Here is a 19,899-nt window from a genome sequence, read left to right as displayed (position 1 = left end):
GGCGTGCCGGTCTAAGCGGTATGCCGATCAACGTGATCATCGACGCCGACGAACTCAAGGCACTGCTCGCGATGCGAGAGGCCTATGGTTCGCTTCAGCGCGATCATGAGGAGGTTCGCAGCGCACTGCGCCTCGTGACAGCTGAGCGCGATCTCGCCGAGGAACGACTGCGCGCTTACCGTCGCGAACTGTTTGGCGCGAAAAGCGAAGCGCGCGCCTCGGACCAGTTCGGCCTGTTCAACGAAGCCGAAGCGCTCGGCGCGAACGCCACTCCCGCGCAGGAAGATACCCCCGGAACCGAGGTCGCGGCCCACAAGCGCAAGAAGCGCGGCCACCGCAAGCCTCTCGATCCCAATCTGCCGCGTGATGTCGTGCGACACGAACTCCCTGAGGCAGAGCGCTTCTGCGATCACGACGGACACGCGCTCGTCGAGATCGGCGTCGAGATCAGTGAGCAGCTCAATGTCATTCCCGAGCAGTTGCGAGTCACCCAGCATCAGCGTATCAAGTACGCCTGCCCATGTTGCGATCTCGGCATCAAGGTTACGCCGGCACCGCCCCGTATCATCCCGCGTGGGCTGCTGAGTGAATCGGCGCTCGCGTGGATCGCCACCGGCAAGTACCAGTTCGGCATGCCGCTCTATCGCCAGGCCGGTCTGCTGCGTCGCTTCGGCGGCGACATCTCGTCGAACACGATTGCCGCGAGCATGGTCCGCGTCGGTCTTGCGACGCAACCCGTCATCAACCTGATGCGCGATGCGCTGCTCGATGCCGAACTGATCTACGGCGACGAGACGACGTTCCAGGTCCTGAAGGAGCAAGGGCGAAAGCCGCAAACGAAAAGCTATCTGTGGGCGCAGATGACCGGTTCGGGCATCCCCATCCGTTGCTTCACCTATACGCCAGGTCGTGGCGCCAGGCTGGCTGACAGGCTGTTTGCCGGTGTCCGTAAAGGTGCCGCCCTGATGACCGATGGATACGAACCCTACAACGGCATCGCTGAACAGTACCAGCTCGTGCACCTCGGATGCTGGACGCACGCAAGACGGTACTTTGTGAAGGCGGAAGACAATGTCCCCAAAGCAGCGCGCCCGCCCGATCTGCTCGCGACACGCTTCATCAGCCTGATCGGAAAACTGTTCGCGGCCGAAGCGCGAAGCCAGACGTGGACGGCTGGGCGACGACAGCGATTGCGACGACGATACAGCGCGTGCGTACTCGATGTTATCGAAAAGCTGATGCTTGAGCACTCGCCTGGCGTCGTGCCCAACAGTCTGCTCGGCAAGGCGCTGACCTATCTGCACGGGCAGTGGCCGAAGCTGATCCGTTACGTTGAAGACGGCAACTGGCCCATATCGAACAACCCTTGCGAAAATTCCATTCGCCCGTTCTGCCTGGGACGCCGCGGCTGGTTGTTTGCTGACACCGTCGATGGCGCAAACGCGAGCGCCAATCTCTACTCACTGGTCGAAACCTGCAAGGCGAACAGCATTGATCCGTATCGCTATCTCACCTGGCTATTACAGCGTCTCCCGCTGGCACAGACCGTCGACGACTACGACGCGCTCTTGCCCTGGAAGATGCCCATCGATCTCCGCTGACTGAGCCCTGTAACACATCTCATGAGAACCGCGCCCTTACTCTGAGGGGTGTCGTCAATGGATCGCGTACAGTTGAGTGCGCCAGGGCGCAACACATGAATCCGCGAAAATTAATTCGCTGCCGAGATGCCGTTGAGGTGCACGCCAGTAAAAACTCCGCATTAGGCGAACCGGGACAAATAGACGAGCAAATACGAAAGAGCGCAAAAGAAGATGCGCGCCCGTCACGTTGCAGCGGACTTTTGGGATGAACGTATTGCGCCACTATGTTGTTTTTTGGCTCGTGCGGGCAGATGGGCACAGAGGGTTGCACAGAAGTCTGCGCATGGCGACCTTTGGGTCAGCAGCCACATAAAGATGACGGCGATGGGGTTTGTTATAGCCAGGCGTCTCGATGAATGCAAGACAGGAAGCGGCCCGGCGCTGGCCGCCGTTGCACAATTCGGATTACGTTTTTTTATTGATGTGAGCGTGTAACTGCTTATGCAGGGCCTCTGCGTCACGAACGCCCTCGAGATGCTCTGGGAGTTCTATGTGGTGAAGCTTTTCCCAGGAAAAGAATGTAACTCCACTTCGAACTCTGTCATTCCACTCCAACGTTGGGCGGTGGCGACTATTTCACCTTTGTCGTCCGTAATAACGTAATTTTCATTGCAGCCTCCTACGCGTTTAGACAAGCCCGCCGCCAGTCAAAGTAAATGAAACGGCTCTTCTTTCCAGATTGTGGAAATCTGCCCGGTAGTGAAGAGTTCCGTCGTCCCATCTGCTTGCCGCCTGCCGGTCAGCCATGACGGTGCCCGCTCCAAAAACCAGGTGTGCGGCAAGGAACTGGGCCCCGCTGTCCGCCCCACTCGATAGATTGATGCTGATGGAGGTGTCCGCCGGAATATCAGTCCCACCGGCTGGTCCTAAAGTAATAAAGCCAAGATTGTCGAAGGCCATGATTCTGCTCCTGTTCAAGTGCCTAACCGGCTCCGCCTTCCGGCGAGAAGCCGCTCTCCTTCCAAGGTTCAGTCACTGAAGGCAACCTGGCGAATCAGGCGATTGCGCCGCCCTGCCATCAGTGAAACGACGCCTGGGAAACACTGACGTGGAGTGGACCCCCGGTTTGCCGGCCTCCCGTTGTAGAACGGATTGGTGACTGGAATTCTGAACGCGGCCTCGAATCGCCAGATGTGACGGGCGCCAGTGTGCCGGCCTTCCCGTTCAACGCTGTCTAACGACCGTCGGCATCGAATGCAAGCACAGTTTGAACGAGCTCGGGCTCACAGCCTTGAGAGAGCTCCAGCGCCGGCTCGATGTGAAGCGCACCAGGTCAACTGGCGACGTAACGTTCGATGAGTTCGACGGGTTGATAGCTTTCTGCCGGAGCACGCTCGCCTCTGACTCACGCACTGCAACGCTTTGCGGACTTGGTGCACAATGTGGCCAATTGATGGCCATATCGAGCGTAGAAGACCTCGCGAGCCATTCAAGCCTCGAACTGCTTGGCTCGTTGCTGGCAGATAGCCTCGGGCTCAAGCGGCAACTCGCACGTCGGCGCTCCGGCCATCGCGTGGGTCAAAAAGCTATGGCGAGCGCGTTGGCTTGAGCGTCATCGCGACAAATTCGGCCATGTCCTTCCTGACTTGCGTCGCTGCTGCCTCGTTGTATGCCAGGGTCGTGCCGCGTTCAACGCAGGGGTCGCTGTATGAAAACGGCTGCTTGGTTTTGGCATTAACGAACTGCCCGTGGTCTCCTTCCTCCACTTGACAGTTTCGGGTCGTCAGCGCTTGTGGCAGCACTCGCGGCGGATTGTACGCTCGAGCGTCGAATGTATGTCCAGCCCCCTGGTACTCGATAAGCTGAACGTCTTTACCCTTGGCTTTCAGCCTGTCAACGTAGGCCCGGCATGCCACAATCGAGGTGTAGTTATCGGCAGTCCCCATAAACACACGCACTGGCTGCGCAGTGAGGTCGTCATCGTCGCGGTACCGAAAGTTACAGCTCGGATAGAAAGCAACGTAGGCTGCGAAATGGGCCTCTGACGCAGCTGCATGCACGCGCTGAAACCGCATGAGACTCGCGTAAAGCGTACTGTGGCCGCCTCTGGAGAAACCCATCAGCATCACACGTGTTGGGTCGATTCTCGGATGTTTTACCAACAGCGCTAGCGCGCGGTAGGCATCCTCCGTTTGCGCCAGTTGGCCGAGCCGCGATGGGTCGTCGTTCGTGTTGGCGATACCGCGACTCGTGAAGCTGTCGACGACGAAAGTCGCGACGCCCATCGCAAGGAAATCCCGCTCCCAATCGAGGACAAGGCCGCAGGCGCCGCACGCCCCATGCAGCAGAACGACGAGCGGGAATCGCTCGTTGCCCGCTCGCGGCAGGCGCAGTTCGCCGGCGATGGTCACCGGCTTGCCGTCCTCACGGCCTGTCAAGAATTCCTGGTCGGTCAGTGTCAGCGACTCAAAGGGGATGACTTCCATGCGCGCAGCCTGTGCGTGTACGGTGTCCGGCAGCGTAGCGATGAGTAGGCAGAACGCATTGAAGACAGCGCGCCAAAAACCTGTGCGTGGAAGCATGACCTCCTCCTTTTTAAGCACGTGTTGGTTGGCGACCCAGTGGCAGCAGCATAGTCCGCTACTGGCAACTACCAAGGCCTGCAAGCAGCCAGGCCAATCTTGGCCATGCGGCGCTGCGCGGCACCGCCCGATGACGTTACGACCCGAGTGGTACTCGCGGTTGGCAAGCCCTACGAACCCATCGTGATGAGAAATGTCACATCTTTCGGGATAGTCACCGCCTTGTGGCGCAGCACCCTTCGGGATACTGAGCGTGCCGTCATAATGAATCGTGGTGCGTACCGGGGGGCAGCTGAACAACCGTCCCCTCTCGGCAGACCAAAGCGGGATTCTCATTTTTTGATGTACACGATGTACAGGACGATTTCACTGTCCCCCACATTCTTGAAGATGTACGACGGGCTGGCATCGAAGGACTTTACCTCGCCAGTCTGGTACTGGCCATCCTCTTTTCTGCCATCGGCGTAAATGCGCTGGAATTTGCCCCCCTTGATAGCGCGCACGACCCGGAACGGGCGAGCGATGCTCGGACTTTCCGCTCCCGGCTTGAAAGTGTTCTCGGCCACTTTCACTCTTTCATTATCGACAAACACTTTCTGTTCGATTTTCGGCGCTCCAGTCTCCTGCGTCCGGGCCGTACCGCTACCGAATACCAGCGCAAAAGCTGATAACAGTCCGACGACAGTTTTCCTTGTTGCCTTCATTTGCTCCTCCTTTTTTCTTCGACCGGTTCAGTAAGGCAAACCTGCATCGCTGCGCCGGAACCACTGGCCACACGCGGCAGGCCAACCGACTCGGAAAGCAAAACATACCAATTCAGCGGAACGCGAAGCCTCCCTTGATATTGGCGGGGCTTCAATCGAAGAGTAGAAGCTTCGAACCAAAAAGCAAACGAATTTGGGGCCGTCAGCGGCTCAGAAACCAGACTGCGCGCGTCCTCTGAGCCCTTCGGTCCCGCATGAACTCGCACCACGAACTTCGGCGCAACGGCGCCCCGGTCGGCCATCAGTGCACTCATGCGCGCAGCATCCGCGCTCAGCACCGTCATCGCTTCCTTTACCAGCCCCGGGTTCAGCTTCGGTCGCGGCGTCTGCCTCATCGCCAGGGCCTGTTTCAGGACGTTCCGCCACTATTGCACGCCGCCGCGTTGGGCCTACTCCGATGGCGGAACGACGCCGTGCAGCGGCGGCTCTATGAACAACAGCTCGGCGTGATGCCTTGAACCTACTCGGTTTCTGCCCAAGCAAACGTGGAATCGATGAACGTGTGCGCCCGCCCCTCGGCATAGCGCAGCGCTTCATTGGCAGACACAAATTTCACTGGCTCGGCGAAGCTTCCGACGACATTTGACAGCGGCCCCGCCTTTTCTATGGACCACGACGTTGCGAATCGGCGTTCTGTCCCGTTAAACGATGGACTGTCGGTTTCCACTGTCCGCACCAAAATGACGTATCCGCGATATGGGCGACACGACTGTGTGAGCATGGCTTCCTCCTCGGTGCGCCGCTGCAGGATACGAATCGGGTGCGCAAGGACCATTCCAGAGAATGCCGTGCAGGCTAGCGCGTAGCCGCCGGCGTAACCAGCGTTTAAAGCGTCACGGAAATTATCGGCACCAGCGCAACCTCCTGGGAGGAGGCGGCGCCCCCGCATCCACCGAGCACCGACATCGCAGGAATCAGGATGACCAGTGCGCGAGCGCCGGTTGATTGTGGCAATCTGCTCATCGATAGACTCCTATCTTTTTATTCACCAAAAGACGCTGCTGTGCTTGCGAATTCGTCGTGCCGGGAACCTCGCCGGGAAAAAGCATGCGCGAGCTTGTCCATCGCCCGTGCACGAGTGGCAATTTGGAGTCACGCCACGGGTCGTCAGTGAGCTTGGTTTGGCGCTGCGGGCAAGAACTCGGATTGCCGTACGAATGCTTCAGAAGGCAGACAACGGTTCGAGAGAAACTGCGGCGCAAACTGTGGTGCGAAGAACTCGGAGCAAGTGCTGCTATTCGTGACGGCTCCCTCGGAAAATCCACCAAACGATTGGTAGCGGTCACTCCGCGAATCATGGGCAGAGTCCTGTCATTCAGGCCGGAAAATAGATACCGGCAAAGCAGGTCAGCTCTTCTATAAATTTTTCTGACCGTACATACTGCTAGCCCAACGATGAATAGTGGATGTCTCGAATAAGACGTCGCCCGAATCTATCACTTGTGCGCGGGCGAAATGTGAATCCGGCAAAACTACGTTGCCAGGAAACAGCGTGTTTCGCGCCCGCGAAGGCAGATGGTTGAATGACCCCTTGGGCGGGCGGCTTTGTTATCAGTCGCGGAAAACTCACGCGTCTGGTGCCCGTTGAAAATGCTGCGATGGCCGACCGCAGTGTGATTCAGTGGGACAAGGACGACCTCGAGTCACTGGGCCTGCTCAAGATTGATGTGTTGGCGCTCGGCATGTTGTCGGCTATCCGTCGCACACTTGACCTTGTCTCTGAGCAGCGCGGAGAACGGTTTGAGATGCAGGACATACCTGCCGAGGACCCTGAAACGTACGAGATGATTTCGCGCGCAGACACCGTGGGCGTATTCCAGATTGAATCGCGCGCGCAGATGTCGATGCTGCCACGACTCAAACCCCGCACGTTCTATGACCTGGTTATCGAAGTTGCCATCGTCCGTCCGGGGCCAATTCAGGGCGGCGCCGTCCATCCGTACCTGCAGCGCCGGCAGGGATTCGAGCCGGTGACTTATCCCAGTGCGGCTCTTGAGACTGCATTGGGGCGCACGCTGGGCGTTCCTATTTTTCAGGAACAGGTGATGCAAGTTGCCATTCTGGCCGCAGGCTTCACGGCTGGGGAAGCAGACCAGTTGCGAAGGGCGATGGCAGCTTGGCGGCGCAAAGGTGGCCTGGATAAATACTATGACCGTATCGTCAATGGCATGCTCGAGCGCGGGTATGACAAGACATTCGCAGATGGCATCTTTCAGCAGATTCTCGGCTTTGGCGAGTACGGGTTCCCAGAGAGTCATGCTGCAAGCTTCGCACTGCTCGTGTACGCAAGCAGCTGGCTGAAACGTCACGAGCCGGAAGCGTTTCTCGCAGCGATGCTAAATAGCCAGCCGATGGGTTTTTATTCGCCGTCGCAACTCGTGCAGGATGCGAAGCGACACGGAGTCCAGGTACTGCCGGTCGACGTCACGATAAGTGGTTGGGACTCGTCGCTTGAACACATGGACGGCGCTGAAAAGCCTGCCGTCAGGCTCGGTTTGTCGTTGCTCCGAGGAATGCGAGATGGCGCCGCGGAGCGTATTGAGAATGCGCGAGCCGTGCGGCAGTTCGCGACCGTGTCCGACCTCGCGCGACGCGCTCAGTTGGACCGTCACGACCTGCAGGTGCTTGCGGCTGCGAATGCACTGTCATCTCTAGCTGGCAATCGACGCGAAGCGCTATGGCAGTCAGTCGCCTCGGTGCCTGACAAAGACATGCTGGCGTCGGCAGTGCTGGAAGACGCGACGCCTGAACTGGGTGCGCCATCCGAAGCTGAGGACATCCTGGGAGACTACCGGTCGATGGGGCTGACGCTCGGCCGACACCCGCTGGAGCTGCTGCGACCACAGTTGCTTGCCAAAAGACTGATGCCAGCCGCAACCCTGCAGACATATCGGAATGGTCAACTCGCTCGCGGCTGTGGCATTGTTACGGTACGACAACGCCCTGAAACCGCGAACGGCGTCATTTTCATTACGATTGAAGACGAGACGGGAAATGTCAACATAATTGTCTGGCCAAAAGTGCTGGAGCAGCAGCGAAGAGAAGTTCTTGGAGCGTCGCTTCTCGGGGTCCTCGGTGTGTGGCAGTGCGAAGGTGAAGTGCGACATCTTGTGGCGCAGCGGTTGATAGACATGTCGCATCTGTTGGGTGAAGGTTCAATTCCGGGGCCATGCTTGTCTGAAGCGGAGGTCAGGCGGTTTCTGGCAGCGTTCGCAATCCAAATGTGTCTAATTTTTGGCTGGCGCAGTGCTGAAGCGCTTCCCTCGATAGGCAGAAAAATCGCGAAGCGATTCAGGCATACAGACTTCCGAACCACGATGCTCTAAGAAAATGACCCGGGTCTATGTCCCACTGGGAAGCTAACAACTTGCTTATCGTACAAGCATGCTCTGCGGGGTGTCATTGGCGCAAATAGTCTGGATGACCCGCCGTCGCCATACAGTCGCGTTTATCAAGACCAGGGCCAGGGTAGACGCCTTGGCTGCACATCTCAGCGCGTTGCGCGAGCAGCTGGGAGACTCAATTCGAGCACCGGGGGCAGCCTGACCACCTAGGTGCAGCCGCCTGACGATTTTTCTCGAATGCGCGACAATGCTGCTTTGCGGCGTGGCGCCGCGCCGGGAAAATCGTTGGGGGCAAGGTGAGCAGCAAGGTTGAGATACTGGTTGTCGATTCGCTTTCAGATGTGCCTGCAGAAGAGTGGAACGCGCTCACTGTGGGCAATCCCTTCGTGGCGCACGAATATCTGTCAGCAATGCACATTACGAAATGTGCATCCAAGTCGACAGGATGGCAGCCGACCTACCTCCTGATGCGACGCGGAGGCGAACTCGTCGGCGCCATGCCGCTGTATCTGAAATCCCATAGCCGCGGCGAATACGTCTTTGACCACGTCTGGGCAGACGCATTCGCGCGGCATGGCATCCAGTATTACCCCAAGCTCCTGTCTGCAGTGCCATTCACGCCCGTTACAGGACCACGACTGATGGCGCCGACGCATGCAGACAGAGTGTTGCTCGCACGGGGCGCAATTGAGTTTGCGAAACAGCTCGATGTGTCGTCAATTCACGTACTGTTCTCACACGAAGATGACCTTGAGGCCCTGACCGACGCCGGCTTCATGCTGCGGGAAGGCGTCCAGTTCCACTGGGAAAATTTTGGATACAAGAGCTTCGACGAGTTTCTCTCGAAGATGTCGCACGACAAACGCAAGAAGGTCAAGCAGGACCGCCGAAGGGTCCACGACGCTGGTGTTACCTTCCGATGGCTACGTGGGCAGGAGATTGGCCAAGACGACCTAGACTTCTTCTACGGGTGCTACGAGAACACGTATCGGGAGCACTGGAACCCGCCGTATCTGACCCGCAAGTTCTTCGGACTGATTCATCGGTCGATGCCTGATGCACTGATGCTCGTCATTGCTGAGGCAAATGGGCAGCGGGTCGCGGTGGCGCTAAACGTCGTTCAGGGCGATACGATGTATGGCCGCTATTGGGGCACCAAAGAGTTCGTTTCAGGCCTTCATTTTGAAACCTGCTACATGCAGGGTATCGAGTACGGCATTGCCAACGGACTGAAGAGTTTCGAGGGAGGAGCCCAAGGTGTGCATAAGATGTCACGAGGGCTCATGCCGACCCCAACATGGTCTGCGCACTGGATTGCTGACCACAGGTTCGCCCACGCCATCAGTGAGTTCCTGGACCAAGAGACGGCGGCGATGGATGAACACATCGACGAACTCGAGGCGCATACGCCGTTCAAGCGCCATCAATCTCGGCCATCAGATTCATGACGTCGTGACGTAATGGTGAGTCCGGCTCTACGGTCGTGTAAGCCGCCGTCTCAACACACTTTGCAAGAGTGTCGCGAAGCCTCGCAATCATGCTCATCTGCACCGCGACTGTGTCATTGAGTTGCGCAATCTTGTTCTTCAGCACCTGTTCGACGCTCACCTTTCGCATCCTACTTAGGACTCTGTGATAAGCGTCTTGAGAAACAATCGATGCGTGGCCTAGGATGTCAGCTACGGCCATTGCGACATCCTCGTACGCCAAAGAAAAGCCCTCGCGTTGGCGATATTCAATCTCCTCAGCCCATGTGGATTCGGCAAACTTACGGCGGAACGAATGTGTGTTTGCGCCAATATCGCTCCCAATCGCGCGAAACGCGGCTCGAAAGATTTCCGAGACTGCCGAATGCGTAAGAGGTAGTCCGGTATTTACGGAAAGAAACAATCGCCCCTGATGTATCTCAGTGGTGTCTTCCTTCAGGCCATGCTTTTTCAGCAGCTCAGAACGCTCCTCCCTGATGTATCGTTGGATGGCCAACGCAAGGTTTATTGGCACAGGAAAGGCCCGTTGATAGCCGAACTTTTGGTCAGGTGGGGTTATCGGAATATGAGTCTCACCGGAGCTTACTGCCTGGCCAATAATATCAGCTGAAAATTGCTTAACAGTGAGGCTATTGACACTCGCACGTCGCCAGCCGAGACCCTCAAATAAGCGTAAGGCTAGGTCGTTCCTCGAGGCGGTATCTGCGCCACCTGTTGACCAGAAGAACTGGCGAATTGCCTCAAAGTATTCATCCGTTGCCCAATACTGTCTGTCACTCATACGCGATGTGGTGCCAACGTTTTGGAATAGTTTCGGGTATTTTTGCTTGTCGCCTTGCAGTTTCTTGTGGTTGACATTCCGAAGTTTCGGCAGGGATGACCGTACCGGGAAAGTGGCCGAGTTGCCGACAAGTGACTGGATGAGTAGCGCGTCCTCTTGTGCCCACGTCAAAAACTCGTAGATAACACGTAACCGTAAGTTGGCTGTTCGTTTCGCACTCTCATCGTTTCTCGAACTCGGTTTATGCCTAGCTTCTTCTTTAACCCAGTCACGAAATTCAACAAGAATGTCATCGGAAAGTTCTTGCCACGTTAGGTGCTTACAGGCGAGGAAGCGCGCAAGAGCGAGCAGGGCATAACCAACGTGTTCCATGGCGGAGCGAAAGGCTCCTTCCTTAGCGTTTGCGTCATGGCGGTCGCGCGCGATTTGCAGTATGTAGTCGAGGAAGGGTTCCAATATATCGAGACGAACATCTCTGATAACGGGAATTTGTCGACGTTCTTTCCAGTCGGCCCACAGCATCGAAACGGGAAAAGTTTGCGATTTCATGTCTTGACAAGATTTAGAGAGGGTACATAGTTCGACTTTGACTCCCGATGACCTAATGCGTCTTCAAACACTCTCTTCGGGGCCACCACTTCTATCTCTCCGTCGGCGCATGTTAGTGCACGCCAGCACCACGAGTGATTCAGATTCTTAGATGGCTCCATCGAAGCAATCATCTTGTTCCATCGCGAGAGTGCCACGTGTTGGACCTGAACGGCGTGGCCTAATGACATCAGTTCACATTCCTTGAGAGTGATGTCCACGTAGCCCGCAGTGTCGAACAGCACGCGCGCCACTGCTGCCGAGAATCTGGAGGACCTCGGACGTCCGTCCGAACTTATCTGGGCGATTATTCCGCGGCTTCCAGGAAACAACCCTTTCGAATAGTCGCGGCCGAGAAAGATGACCATATCTCCGACCGTGGCGTCCTGCTTATTTCGGAGCTTTATTATTGGAGGCTGAGGCTCCGTCGCAGTAACGTATTCGAGGAGCTCATCATGAATGCGATGGTTAATTTCCATCGCCAGACTATGCGTGGATGCCACAATGATGCCATCATGAGGTGAGTCCTCGAAGACAGTCCTATAGGACTGGAGAGTGAAATCGACTAACTCATCGTGAGTGCTTGCCTCTATCAAGCAGGTTTTGTGTTTTGATAGGGGAGGCAGACGTATACGGCATTCTCCCTGTGTCGACGTTTGCATCAACTATGTCGGTTTCATTTTGCCCCGACCGCGCTTTTAATCCTGACAGTTTGTACCCGTTTGGAATTTTCTGTACCCGGTCTATGGATAATGTAAGGACAGTGCTCTTATTCCAACCTGTCGAGAGCATTAAAATCACAAAGCACGCAATGATTATAGTTCGAGAAAGATAATATTCGCTTAACAATACGCTGAAACGTTCTTCGTAGGTGTTGCGAATTAACAGAGGGGCAAACTGCGTTATTTCCGTCAATTCAAGCTTCACCTGGTCATTCGGTCTGCACAGTTCATGAGTTTGAAGCATGTTTATTGCAAGGGCCAGTTGCGCAGATTCGTGAATATTCTTTGGCTTGTGTTGTTTGTACGCGGTCCCGCTTTTAAGTGCAGTCCTTGTCTTGGGGTGTATTAGGTCGTCAAGACCTCCCGAATTTCTCGTCTCGTTGATGCAATTGACAATGCTGTCGTGTGCGTCGAGAACGCCAACGCATGACGAGACTAGGATTTCTATCCTTCCGGTGAAATGGGCAAGTTGCTTCCTCTCGAGTTCCGCCATGTCAGCGAATTCGAGAGCGCCTGCGGGTGCCGCCAAATCGGAGTCCTGCAGTGTCGGATGAGGGCGGTCGCTGAGCGTGTCATTTGCTTTTGGCGAAGGACGTGTCAGAGCGGTCTTGTACTCGACGTCGCAGAGCAAAGTTCCGTTGCCAATGGCACTAACGGGTTTGAGGAGGAAATGGCGACTGGTTTGCGCATACGTCACCGAGACCGGGAAACGAGAACGTACAGCGTGGTACGCGTCGACGGCGGCAAGGACGGTGACTACGTCCTCTTCAAGCAGTTGCTTTACTTCGGTATTTAGCAGGTTCAGCACTTCGCCGCTTTGAGCAAGGGCGACCAGCGTTTTGGTGACCGGTGCTGCTTGGACGAAATGTAACTGACTCGGCGCTGCGTCGACTGCCTCGCTCAGCCATCCCCCGGGGACTAGCCCTAAGGTATGCGTGTCGACGATGAAAGTCCGATAGGTCGTTCGTCCATCAATGGTTTGCTTGGCGGCGAAGCGCAGCTGACCGTCATCGCGCCAGCAATGTCTTTCAAGTGCGCCCGGCTCGGTCCAATGTAGTGCACCCATCCCGCGCCTCCAGCCAAGCCACAGTTCTATCTTATTCTGAAGAAAAATGCACGGAAAAGAAAGTTGGGGTGTGATTTTGTTTTTTCGTTATATATCAACGCCTTACATGCAATCAATCAGTCGGGCAGTTTTCTCGCCCCCACATAATGAAAAGTACTCGCCGTACGAGTGTCCCTTCAGATAGACGGGCGCCGCCGCCGCGAGCATGCCCGTGCGCGCGTCGGTCAGCGTGACGAATTGCGGCGCCCAACCGGTGTCGGGAACCGCGCATTGCGTCGCGTTGAGCGCGCTCAGAAACTCGTGCCGCAAAAACGGCGTGGGCTGCGGCTGTGCGGCGAGGAGGGCGTTCCACTCGGCGGCGTCCACCTCGGAGGGCGATGCCAGAATGCCCGTGCGATAATCGATACGTTGCTGGTTCAATCTGAGTGACTGTTTGCAATGACCGGCGCGGCGCTGTGAAACTGAAGCTGCCACGTCGTTCGTTGAGTTCGTTTATCCGGTTTGTTCAATCCCGTCGAGCCATCGAGCCGCGGTACCGCGAGCCGTGAAGGCTTGCCTGTCGATCCTGCCATGAAGACCCGAATCGCTCTTGCTCAAATCAATGTCACCGTCGGCGACTTCGCCGGCAACGTCGCGAAGATCGTCGCCGCCGCGCGCGCCGCGCACAGCGATGGTGCGAAGCTGCTGGTAGCGCCTGAACTCGCGCTGTCGGGTTATCCGCCCGAAGACCTGCTGCTGCGCCCCGCGTTCTATACCGCGAGCGCGGCCGCGTTGGCCGATCTCGCGGCACAGTTGAAGCCGTTCACCGGTCTGCATGTGATCGTCGGCCATCCGCTGCGCGACGGGTCGGACAACCTCGCGCACCATCCGGCGAACGGCCATGGTAATGCAAACGCGCCGATCGAGCGCGGCGTACCGCCAGTCGATACGTTCAATGCGGCATCGCTGATCGTCGACGGCGAAGTGAAGGGCACCTATCGCAAGCAGGATCTGCCGAACACCGAAGTGTTCGACGAGAAACGCTACTTCGCCTCCGACCCGCAGCCGTTCGTGTTCGAACTCGACGGCGTCAAGTACGGTGTCGTGATCTGCGAGGACGCGTGGCATGCGTCGGCCGCGCAGATGGCAAAGGCCGCGGGCGCGCAGGTGCTGCTGATTCCGAACGGCTCGCCGTACCACCTGAACAAGGAAGCGGTGCGCTTCGACATCCTGCGCGCGCGCATTCGCGAGACCGGTATTCCGATGGTCTACGTGAACATGGTCGGCGGCCAGGACGAACTCGTGTTCGATGGCGGTTCGTTCGTGCTCGACGCGCGGGGCGAACTCGTCGCGAAGCTCGAGCAGTTCGAGGAAGCCACGGCTGTCGTGGAGTTCGACGCTGGCACGCCGCTGTCGGCCGCGATCGCGCCTGAGCAGTCGATCGAAGCGCAGGTCTACGCGGCGCTCGTGATGGGCGTGCGCGACTACATCGGCAAGAACGGTTTTCCTGGTGCTTTGATCGGTCTGTCGGGCGGCGTCGATTCGGCGCTCGTGCTGGCCGTTGCATGCGATGCGCTCGGCGCCGACAAGGTACGCGCGGTGATGATGCCGTCGCGCTACACGGCCGATATCTCGACCAGCGACGCCGCCGAGATGGCGCGCCGCATCGGCGTGCGCTACGACGAGATCGCGATCGCGCCGATGTTCGATGCGTTCCGCGGCTCGCTCGTCGAGGAGTTCGCGGGCCGCGCCGAGGACGCGACCGAAGAGAACATTCAGGCGCGCATTCGCGGCACGCTGCTGATGGCGCTGTCGAACAAGTTCGGCTCGATCGTGCTGACCACCGGCAACAAGAGCGAGATGGCGGTCGGCTATTGCACGCTGTACGGCGACATGGCCGGCGGCTTCGCGGTGATCAAGGATATCGCGAAGACGCTCGTGTACCGGCTGTGCCGCTATCGGAACGCGGCCACCACGTTTGTGACGCGCGACGTGATTCCCGAGCGGATTCTGACGCGCGCGCCGTCCGCTGAGCTGCGCGAGAACCAGACCGACCAGGACAGCCTGCCCGAATACGAAGTACTCGACGCGATCATGCGCATGTATATGGAGGAGGACCGTTCGCTCGCGGAGATCATCGCGGCGGGTTATCAGGTCGACGACGTGAAGCGCGTCACGCGCCTGATCAAGATCAACGAGTACAAGCGCCGTCAGGCGCCGATCGGCATTCGCGTCACGCATCGCGCGTTCGGCCGCGACTGGCGTTATCCGATCACGTCGCGCTACACCGAACCGGTGGAGTGAAAGACGACACCCGCGCGCGGATGCCGCAATGCATCCGGCGCGGCGTAGAATAAAAATCATCCTTTCCCTTTCCACTCTTCCCCCATCAAGAGACGAGGTTCGCCATGAAGCGCATCACCGCAGTCATCAAACCGTTCAAACTCGACGAAGTGCGCGAGGCGCTCGCGGAAGTCGGCCTCTCCGGCCTGACCGTTACCGAGGTCAAGGGGTTCGGCCGCCAGAAGGGGCATACCGAGCTCTATCGTGGTGCGGAATACGTGGTCGACTTTCTGCCGAAAGTGAAGATCGAAGTCGTGGTCGCGGACAGCCAGTGCGATCAGGTCATCGACGCGATCATCGGCGCGGCGCGTACCGGCAAGATCGGCGACGGCAAGATCTTCGTCGCGGACGTCGAGCGCGTCATCCGTATCCGTACCGGCGAAGAGAACGAAGCGGCCGTATAAGCCGTGCAATCACGCACCGGCCCGGTGCGCGCAACGGCAAAAACCGTGCGCCGAATAAAAAACGGTGCAATACCCTTGCGGATATTGCACCGATACGCGCCTCTCGCAGCAGCGTGAAAAAGATTCTCTCGAAGAAACTCGTGTTACACCCCGAGGGATGACCCTCGGGGCGCACCGTTCGATTAGAACGAGTGCTGGATACCTGCGTACACGCCGGTTTGCTGGCGGCCTTGCAGCGGGTTGTCCGTTGCAGCGGCGAAGCCCGCATTGTTCGCGTTCAGACCGAAGTTAGCATTACGGCTGTTGCGCACCGTCGCGGCCTGCAGGTCGAGCAGCGTGCGCTTCGACAGGTTGTACGAACCGCCGACCGTGTAGATCGTCGCATTGCCCGCGCCGTTGTTGCCGTTCACGTGGTAGACCGCCGCGATCAGCGCTGCAGCCGGTGTTGCCTGCCACGTCACACCGCCCCATTCGTGATTCAGAGTGGTCGGCTGACCATATGCAACGGACGTCGCACCTGCCGAACGGACTGCCTGGTAAGCAGCCTGAATCTTGAACTGGCCGAGGAACACGTTCAGCAGAGCGGAGTACTCGCGCGATGCCGCGAATACGCCGTTGGCCGTGTTACCCGTATTGATGCCGTTGTTGGCGACCGGACCGCCCCACAACTGGCCGTTCGCCGGGTTGCGGATTTCGTCGTACAGACCGCGGATCTGGAACAGCGAGCTGGTGTAGGTGACCTGCGCTCCAGCTTCGCGACCTTGCGGCGTCGAGCCGTTACCGTTCCAACTCGTCGCGTTCGACAGCGCGTACTGACCGTAGAAGTCAAAGCCTGCGATCTTCGGCGACTGGTACGCGAAGTTGTTGCTCGACTGCGGCCAGTTGCGGCCACGCACCAGCGATGCCGACGACCAGTTCGACTGACCGAACGGGTCGAAGTCCCACACGCCGTTCGAGATGAACAGCATGCGGCCCATCGTGAACGTACCGTACTGGTTGTTCGAAATACCGACCGTTGCCCAGCGATTGAAGAGACCGCCGCCGCCAGGACCTGCGCCCGTCATCGTGTTGAACGAGCCTTCCAACTGGAACAGGATCTTGTTGCCGGCGCCGATGTCCTCGACACCCTTCATGCCCCACAGGCTGGTGCCCCAGTCGCCGCTTTCCGCCTTGAAGCGGTTCGAGCTGGTGTTGGCCGCGCCGTTGGCGTTAGCGCCGGTCGGGACGCCGGACATGTACTCGAGACCTGCATCCAAACGGCCATACAGCGTGACGCTACTCTGAGCGTGTGCAACAACGCCGGCCGACATCAGCGCAGCGACGAGCAAAGCTTTCTTCATCTTCTCCTCCATACCCTGTCAAAAAAGAAACCCAGTACTGCGAGTGGTGTTCGGACGCGATAAGCACCGAACAGAAAGCGGTACCAGGGAGAGTGGCGGGTGGATAGGGATTCTCCTGTCATGACATGTAGCGTCGAGCTATCTTTGCATCATGCCGATCCCACGCCGACCGGTTCTCCTCTGCGTTTTGAAGTGAAACTACTTTTAATCAACTTTGTTTTGCTACTTTGGTTACCAATTTATCAAAAATAACTTTAACTGGGAGAAGAAATTAGTACCGCCCACAGGGGGTGTCGCCAAATTGCAATACGAATGTGGGCTGGGACCCGAAGGAGTTCCTCCGGAAAAGGCGCAAAGCCTTGTCCGGCAAGGGAATCGCGGCCTGGAAGGGGTCGTATTAAGGATTGCCACTATTGACGAGTCCAAAGTGGCAGGTTAGGGCGAAAACTCGGCCTGGATGGCCCGTTTTTTGGGATTTTCGGCGCTTTTTCGTCGTTCGAATGGCCGGGCGCAAGGACATGGCAGAAACGAAAAAGGCGCTCGTAAGCGCCTTGTAAAACTACATTGACTACATTTTCGATGCCGTTCGCATCATAACTCGCGGGTAATTTTATTACTTGAGACTGCCCGACAGGAATTGCTTCAGACGTTCGCTCTTCGTGTTCCTGAACACCTCGTCGGGATGGCCTTCTTCCTCGACGCGGCCCTGGTGCAGAAACATCACGTGGTTCGACACGTTGCGCGCGAAGCCCATTTCGTGCGTGACGACGATCATCGTGCGGCCCTCCTCGGCGAGCTTCTGCATTACCTTCAGCACCTCGCCGACGAGTTCGGGGTCGAGCGCGGAGGTCGGTTCGTCGAACAGCATCACATCGGGGTGCATCGCCAGCGCCCGCGCGATCGCGACACGCTGCTGCTGGCCGCCCGACAGATGCGACGGATACTGTTTCTCGAGACGCGGCGCGAGACCGACCTTCTCCAGATATTCGCGCGCGCGGTCCTCGGCTTCCCTGCGCTTCAGACCGAGCACATGCACCGGCGCCTCGATGATGTTCTCGAGCACGTTCATGTGCGACCACAGGTTGAAGTGCTGGAACACCATCGAAAGCCTGGTGCGCACACGCTGCAACTGCTTCGGGTCCGACACGCGCAACGCGCCGTCCTTGGCGGTCTGCGTGCGCACTTCCTCGCCGTCGACGAAAATTCGCCCCGCGTTCGGCTGTTCGAGAAAGTTGATGCAGCGGAGCATCGTGCTCTTGCCCGAACCGGACGAACCGATCACGCTGATTACGTCGCCGGCATTGGCTTTCAGCGACACGCCCTTGAGGACTTCGTTGTCGCCGTACTTTTTGTGAAGCTCGTCGACGAAGAGCTTCTGCTTCTTGGAGTTCATCAGGATCCTTAACGAGCTTGCTTGTCCAGGGACGCGCAGTTACTTGCCTTGCGGCCGCAGGTAAGCGAGCCAGCGACGCTCGGCGCGGCGGAACAGCCACACGAGCGCGAAAGAAATACACAGATACAGCAGCGCGGCGATGCCGAACGCGTTGAACGACTGATACGTCGCGGAGTTGACGTCGCGCGCGATCTTCAGGATATCCGGCACCGTGGCCGTGAACGCGACGGTGGTCGCGTGCAGCATCAGGATCACTTCGTTGCTGTAGTAGGGCAGTGCGCGGCGCAGCGCCGACGGCAGAATCACGCGCCGGTACAGCGTGAACGACGACATGCCGTACGCGCGCGCCGCTTCGATCTCGCCGTAGGGCGTCGCCTTGATCGCGCCCGCGAAGATTTCGGTCGTGTACGCGCAGGTATTCAGCGTGAACGCGAGCAGCGTGCAGTGCATGCCGTCGCGAAAGAACGCGTTGGTCAGCTCGTTGTTGCGGATGATCTCGAGGCTGTAGAGACCCGTGTAGCACAGCAGCAACTGCACGTAGAGCGGCGTGCCGCGGAAGATATACGTATAGAGCCACACGAGGCCCGCGAGCCATTTCTTCTTCGACACGCGCGCGACCGCGAGCGGCACCGACAGGCAGAAGCCGAGGCCGATCGACACGACCAGCAGCCACAACGTGATCGCGACGCCGGTGAAGCGATAGCCGTCGGTGAACAGATAGTTGCGCCAGTATTGCTGAATGATCTCGATCATAGATCCGCCTTTCGCACGCCGGTCGAGTAACGCTTTTCGAGGTACATCAGCACGAAGTTCGACACTGTGGTGATGACGAGATAGATCGCCCCCGCGAGCAGGGTAAAGAAGAAGAACCGCAAGGTACCCTTGCCGGCGTCCTGCGAGGCCTTGACGACGTCGGCGAGACCGATGATCGACACGAGCGCGGTCGCCTTGACCATCACCTGCCAGTTATTGCCGATGCCCGGAAGCGCGAAGCGCATCATTTGCGGGAACATCACGCGCGAGAACACCTGCCAGCTCGTCATGCCGTAGGCGGCGCCCGCTTCGAGCTGGCCGCGCGGCACCGCGATAAACGCGCCGCGGAACGTCTCGGTGAAGTACGCGCCGTAGATGAAGCCGAGCACCGCGACGCCGGCCACGAACGGGTCGATGTCGATCTGCTCCCAGCCGAGCGCGTCGGTCAGGTTGTTCAGCCAGATCTGGATGCTATAGAACAGCAGCAGCATCAGCACGAGATCGGGCACGCCGCGCACGAGCGTCGTATACACGGTGCCGATGCCGTTCGACAGACGGTTCTTCGACAATTTCGCCGCCGCGCCGAGCAGGCCGAGCACGAACGCGAGCGCGAGCGAGAACACCGCCAGCTTGACGGTTTGCCAGGTGCCGCTGAGAAGCAGCGGGCCGTAGCCTTGAAGGAACATAGGTAGTCCTCGACGATGCGCTTCTCGCGCACCGCGAAAGACGCGGCCCGCGTAGCGCCGCGTCCGGGACGAGCGCCTGGCTCG

The 19,899-nt window shown here is 58.2% G+C and carries 15 protein-coding genes and 2 pseudogenes; 5 read left to right on the top strand and 12 right to left on the bottom strand.

The window, feature by feature from the left end; genetic code table 11:
* The first annotated feature begins 20 nt into the window (after positions 1 to 20).
* Positions 21 to 1,601 (top strand): IS66 family transposase, encoded by a 1,581-nt coding sequence (tnpC, locus tag OKW28_RS35915; protein WP_116117423.1) that lies wholly within the window; start codon positions 21 to 23, stop codon positions 1,599 to 1,601.
* Between the two features lie 669 nt (positions 1,602 to 2,270).
* On the opposite strand, the gene OKW28_RS35910 is transcribed toward tnpC, so the two are convergent.
* From OKW28_RS35910 to OKW28_RS35890, 5 genes are all read right to left on the bottom strand, one after another.
* Positions 2,271 to 2,543, bottom strand: coding sequence for a hypothetical protein (locus OKW28_RS35910; RefSeq protein WP_429452497.1), 273 nt, complete (start codon positions 2,541 to 2,543; stop codon positions 2,271 to 2,273).
* Between the two features lie 626 nt (positions 2,544 to 3,169).
* Positions 3,170 to 4,165 (bottom strand): dienelactone hydrolase family protein, encoded by a 996-nt coding sequence (locus OKW28_RS35905; RefSeq protein ID WP_429452495.1) that lies wholly within the window; start codon positions 4,163 to 4,165, stop codon positions 3,170 to 3,172.
* A gap of 332 nt (positions 4,166 to 4,497) precedes the next feature.
* On the bottom strand, positions 4,498 to 4,869 hold the full coding sequence (locus tag OKW28_RS35900; protein WP_429452493.1) for a hypothetical protein: 372 nt from the start codon (positions 4,867 to 4,869) through the stop codon (positions 4,498 to 4,500).
* Positions 4,866 to 5,264, bottom strand: a complete 399-nt coding sequence (locus OKW28_RS35895) for a hypothetical protein (RefSeq protein WP_429452491.1) — start codon at positions 5,262 to 5,264, stop codon at positions 4,866 to 4,868. Before OKW28_RS35895 ends, OKW28_RS35900 begins: the two co-directional genes overlap by 4 nt.
* Positions 5,265 to 5,389: 125 nt before the next feature.
* Positions 5,390 to 5,596, bottom strand: a complete 207-nt coding sequence (locus OKW28_RS35890) for a hypothetical protein (RefSeq protein ID WP_429452489.1) — start codon at positions 5,594 to 5,596, stop codon at positions 5,390 to 5,392.
* Positions 5,597 to 6,464: 868 nt separating this feature from the next.
* Here OKW28_RS35890 and OKW28_RS35885 point away from each other — a divergent pair.
* Positions 6,465 to 8,081, top strand: a pseudogene (locus OKW28_RS35885) (OB-fold nucleic acid binding domain-containing protein); the annotation flags it as partial.
* A 488-nt stretch (positions 8,082 to 8,569) separates the two neighbouring features.
* Entirely contained in the window at positions 8,570 to 9,721 is a 1,152-nt protein-coding gene (locus OKW28_RS35880; RefSeq protein WP_429452487.1) for a GNAT family N-acetyltransferase, read from the top strand.
* Here OKW28_RS35880 and OKW28_RS35875 read toward each other — a convergent pair.
* The 3 genes and pseudogenes from OKW28_RS35875 to OKW28_RS35865 all read right to left on the bottom strand — a co-directional run.
* Positions 9,687 to 11,090, bottom strand: a complete 1,404-nt coding sequence (locus OKW28_RS35875) for a hypothetical protein (RefSeq protein ID WP_429452485.1) — start codon at positions 11,088 to 11,090, stop codon at positions 9,687 to 9,689. The genes OKW28_RS35880 and OKW28_RS35875 overlap by 35 nt on opposite strands.
* 609 nt (positions 11,091 to 11,699) lie before the next feature.
* Positions 11,700 to 12,917, bottom strand: a complete 1,218-nt coding sequence (locus tag OKW28_RS35870; RefSeq protein ID WP_429452483.1) for a hypothetical protein — start codon at positions 12,915 to 12,917, stop codon at positions 11,700 to 11,702.
* 153 nt (positions 12,918 to 13,070) lie between these two features.
* Positions 13,071 to 13,337, bottom strand: a pseudogene (locus OKW28_RS35865) (peptidogalycan biosysnthesis protein); the annotation flags it as partial.
* Positions 13,338 to 13,487: 150 nt separating this feature from the next.
* Between OKW28_RS35865 and OKW28_RS35860 the strand changes: the two are divergent.
* Entirely contained in the window at positions 13,488 to 15,200 is a 1,713-nt protein-coding gene (locus OKW28_RS35860) for an NAD+ synthase (protein WP_429452481.1), read from the top strand.
* 104 nt (positions 15,201 to 15,304) lie between these two features.
* A complete protein-coding gene (glnK, locus tag OKW28_RS35855; protein ID WP_429452479.1) occupies positions 15,305 to 15,643 on the top strand; it encodes a P-II family nitrogen regulator in 339 nt (112 codons plus the stop codon).
* A gap of 182 nt (positions 15,644 to 15,825) precedes the next feature.
* Here the strand turns inward: glnK and OKW28_RS35850 are convergent, their stop codons facing one another.
* The 4 genes from OKW28_RS35850 to OKW28_RS35835 form a co-directional block, all read right to left on the bottom strand.
* Positions 15,826 to 16,983 carry a porin gene (locus OKW28_RS35850; RefSeq protein ID WP_429452477.1) on the bottom strand — a complete coding sequence of 386 codons (1,158 nt, stop codon included), beginning with the start codon at positions 16,981 to 16,983 and terminating at the stop codon, positions 15,826 to 15,828.
* Positions 16,984 to 17,596: 613 nt separating this feature from the next.
* A complete protein-coding gene (locus OKW28_RS35845; protein WP_429452475.1) occupies positions 17,597 to 18,376 on the bottom strand; it encodes an ABC transporter ATP-binding protein in 780 nt (259 codons plus the stop codon).
* 39 nt (positions 18,377 to 18,415) lie between these two features.
* Complete coding sequence (locus tag OKW28_RS35840; protein ID WP_018419774.1) at positions 18,416 to 19,129, bottom strand: ABC transporter permease; 714 nt, start codon at positions 19,127 to 19,129, stop codon at positions 18,416 to 18,418.
* Positions 19,126 to 19,815, bottom strand: coding sequence for an ABC transporter permease (locus tag OKW28_RS35835; RefSeq protein ID WP_184007926.1), 690 nt, complete (start codon positions 19,813 to 19,815; stop codon positions 19,126 to 19,128). The genes OKW28_RS35840 and OKW28_RS35835 overlap by 4 nt, the downstream gene beginning before the upstream one ends.
* Between the last annotated feature and the right edge of the window lie 84 nt (positions 19,816 to 19,899).

Source organism: Paraburkholderia sp. 40 (assembly GCF_050434105.1).
Lineage (GTDB): Bacteria > Pseudomonadota > Gammaproteobacteria > Burkholderiales > Burkholderiaceae > Paraburkholderia > Paraburkholderia tuberum.
Note: the sequence above shows the minus strand (reverse complement) of the source record. Positions and strands in the feature narration are given on the sequence as shown.

Excerpts from the sequence above, each read along its gene's own strand:
- tnpC (WP_116117423.1), top strand. The coding sequence starts at position 21 with ATGCCGATCAACGTGATCATCGACGCCGACGAACTCAAGGCACTGCTC.
- OKW28_RS35910 (WP_429452497.1), bottom strand. The coding sequence starts at position 2,543 with ATGGCCTTCGACAATCTTGGCTTTATTACTTTAGGACCAGCCGGTGGG.
- OKW28_RS35905 (WP_429452495.1), bottom strand. The coding sequence starts at position 4,165 with ATGCTTCCACGCACAGGTTTTTGGCGCGCTGTCTTCAATGCGTTCTGC.
- OKW28_RS35900 (WP_429452493.1), bottom strand. The coding sequence starts at position 4,869 with ATGAAGGCAACAAGGAAAACTGTCGTCGGACTGTTATCAGCTTTTGCG.
- OKW28_RS35895 (WP_429452491.1), bottom strand. The coding sequence starts at position 5,264 with ATGAGGCAGACGCCGCGACCGAAGCTGAACCCGGGGCTGGTAAAGGAA.
- OKW28_RS35875 (WP_429452485.1), bottom strand. The coding sequence starts at position 11,090 with ATGAAATCGCAAACTTTTCCCGTTTCGATGCTGTGGGCCGACTGGAAA.
- OKW28_RS35870 (WP_429452483.1), bottom strand. The coding sequence starts at position 12,917 with ATGGGTGCACTACATTGGACCGAGCCGGGCGCACTTGAAAGACATTGC.
- OKW28_RS35860 (WP_429452481.1), top strand. The coding sequence starts at position 13,488 with ATGAAGACCCGAATCGCTCTTGCTCAAATCAATGTCACCGTCGGCGAC.
- glnK (WP_429452479.1), top strand. The coding sequence starts at position 15,305 with ATGAAGCGCATCACCGCAGTCATCAAACCGTTCAAACTCGACGAAGTG.
- OKW28_RS35850 (WP_429452477.1), bottom strand. The coding sequence starts at position 16,983 with ATGAAGAAAGCTTTGCTCGTCGCTGCGCTGATGTCGGCCGGCGTTGTT.
- OKW28_RS35845 (WP_429452475.1), bottom strand. The coding sequence starts at position 18,376 with ATGAACTCCAAGAAGCAGAAGCTCTTCGTCGACGAGCTTCACAAAAAG.
- OKW28_RS35840 (WP_018419774.1), bottom strand. The coding sequence starts at position 19,129 with ATGATCGAGATCATTCAGCAATACTGGCGCAACTATCTGTTCACCGAC.
- OKW28_RS35835 (WP_184007926.1), bottom strand. The coding sequence starts at position 19,815 with ATGTTCCTTCAAGGCTACGGCCCGCTGCTTCTCAGCGGCACCTGGCAA.